Annotated in this window: 2 protein-coding genes; both read left to right on the forward strand. The window is 76.9% G+C overall.

The features are described 5' to 3' along the window. Positions 1–332 (forward strand): glycosyltransferase (locus tag AB0J52_RS38470; protein WP_500187961.1); only part of this gene is annotated, 332 nt, incomplete at its 5' end. Next, on the forward strand, positions 329–1,801 hold the full coding sequence (locus tag AB0J52_RS38475; protein ID WP_500187962.1) for an NDP-hexose 2,3-dehydratase family protein: 1,473 nt from the start codon (positions 329–331) through the stop codon (positions 1,799–1,801). The genes AB0J52_RS38470 and AB0J52_RS38475, both read left to right, overlap by 4 nt. Positions 1,802–1,907 lie beyond the last annotated feature (106 nt).

A 1,907-nucleotide genomic window follows, 5' to 3' on the forward strand; every position in this document is an offset into this window, starting at 1 on the left:
TGCTGCCGACCTGCGCCGCCGTCGTGCACGTGGGCGCGGCCGGGATCGGGGCGACCGCCACCCGGTACGGGGTCCCGCAGCTCACGCTCGTCCCGAGCGAGTGGGACGCGCCGGTCCGCGCCGAGCTGATCCGGGGGCTGGGCGCGGGGCTGTCGATCCCGCGCGAGGAGGCCACGCCCGAGGGCGTCCGCGAGGCGGTGGGCCGGCTGGTCGGCGAGCCGTCGTTCCGCCGCGCCGCCGAGCGGCTGCGCGACGAGGTGCTCGCCGAGCCGTCCCCGAACGCGGCGGTCGCGGTGCTGGAGCGCATCGCCGCCGCCGGTGCCCCTCGATGACCGGGACGGCCGACGCCCGGACGGCCGAGCGCACTGGACCGGGGGCCGCGCCGTCCGGCCCGCACGGTCCGGCGGACCGGGGTGACTGGCCGGACGACGGGCTGTGGCGGTGGTTCCGGGAGCAGGCGCGGACGGCCCGGACCGAGGTGCGCCGCGTCCCGCTGGACGCGCTGCGCGGCTGGCACGCCGATCCCGCGACCGGTGACCTGCGGCATCGCGGCGGCGGCTTCTTCACCGTCACCGGCCTCGCGGTCGGCAGCGAGACCGGGCCCGTGGCGGCCTGGGAGCAGCCGATCATCTCCCAGCCCGAGATCGGCGTGCTCGGGTTGCTGGTGCGGCGCACGGCCGGACGGGTCGAGTGCCTCGTCCAGGCGAAGATGGAGCCGGGCAACGTCAACGGCGTCCAGATCTCGCCGACCGTCCAGGCCACGCGCAGCAACTACACGCGCGTGCACGGCGGGCGGGCGACCCCGTACCTGGAGCACTTCGCCCGGCCGCGCCCCGGCACGGTCCTGGTCGACGTGCTCCAGTCCGAGCAGGGCTCCTGGTTCCTCGGCAAGCGCAACCGGAACATCGTCGTCGAGGCGCGCGGCCCGGTCGAGGAGCGCGACGGCTTCCGCTGGATCCGGCTGGACCTGCTGCACCGGCTGATGCTCCTGGACAACGTCGTCAACATGGACACCCGGACGGTGCTGTCCTGCCTGGCGGCCGTCTCCCCGCCCGGCCCCGCCGCGCTGTCCGCCCGACCCGGCGCGGACGGCGCGGACGGCGGCGGTTTCGGCGCGCTGGTCGCCGCGTCGTTCGCGCCGCCCGGCCGTCCGGACGGCAGCGAGATCGAGCTGCTGAGCTGGCTGACCGCGCACCGCAGCCGCCAACCCATGACCGTGCGGCCGATCCCCGGGCACGCGGTGCGGGACTGGGCCTGGACCGGCGACGAGATCAGCCACCGCGACGGCCGGCACTTCAGCATCGTCGGCGTCGCGGTCCGCACCGGCGTCCGGGAGGTGGACGGCTGGGACCAGCCGATGCTGGTGCCGCGCGGACGCGGCGTGGCCGCGTTCCTCGTCCGCGTGGTCGGCGGCGTCCTGCACGTGCTGGTCCGCGCCGCCGCGCAGCCGGGCCTGCGGGACGCGGTGGAGATCGGGCCGACCGTCCAGTGCCGGCCGGAGAACTACGCGCACCTGCCGCCCGCCGACCGGCCGCGCTTCCTGGACGAGGTGCTGTCCGCGCCGCCCGGACGGGTGCGGTACGACTGCGTCCTGTCCGAGGAGGGCGGGCGCTTCTACCGCGCCGAGAACCGGTACCTGGTGGTCGAGGCCGGGGACGGCGTCCCGGCCGACCCGCCCGACGACTTCCGCTGGACGCCCCTGCACCGGCTCGCCGCGCTGCTGCGCCACGGCCACAACGTGAACGTCGAGGCCCGGTCGCTGCTGGCCTGCCTGCACGCGCTCTCCGGAACGTCCGCATGACCGGCGGCGGGAGCGCGCCCCTGCGCATGGGAATCCTCGGGTGCGCGGACATCGCGTGGCGGCGGACCCTCCCCGCGCTGACCGCCGAGCCGGGCGTGCGGGTGGT

Origin of the sequence: Spirillospora sp. NPDC049652 (assembly GCF_040675125.1) — a bacterium.
Lineage (GTDB): Bacteria > Actinomycetota > Actinomycetes > Streptosporangiales > Streptosporangiaceae > Spirillospora.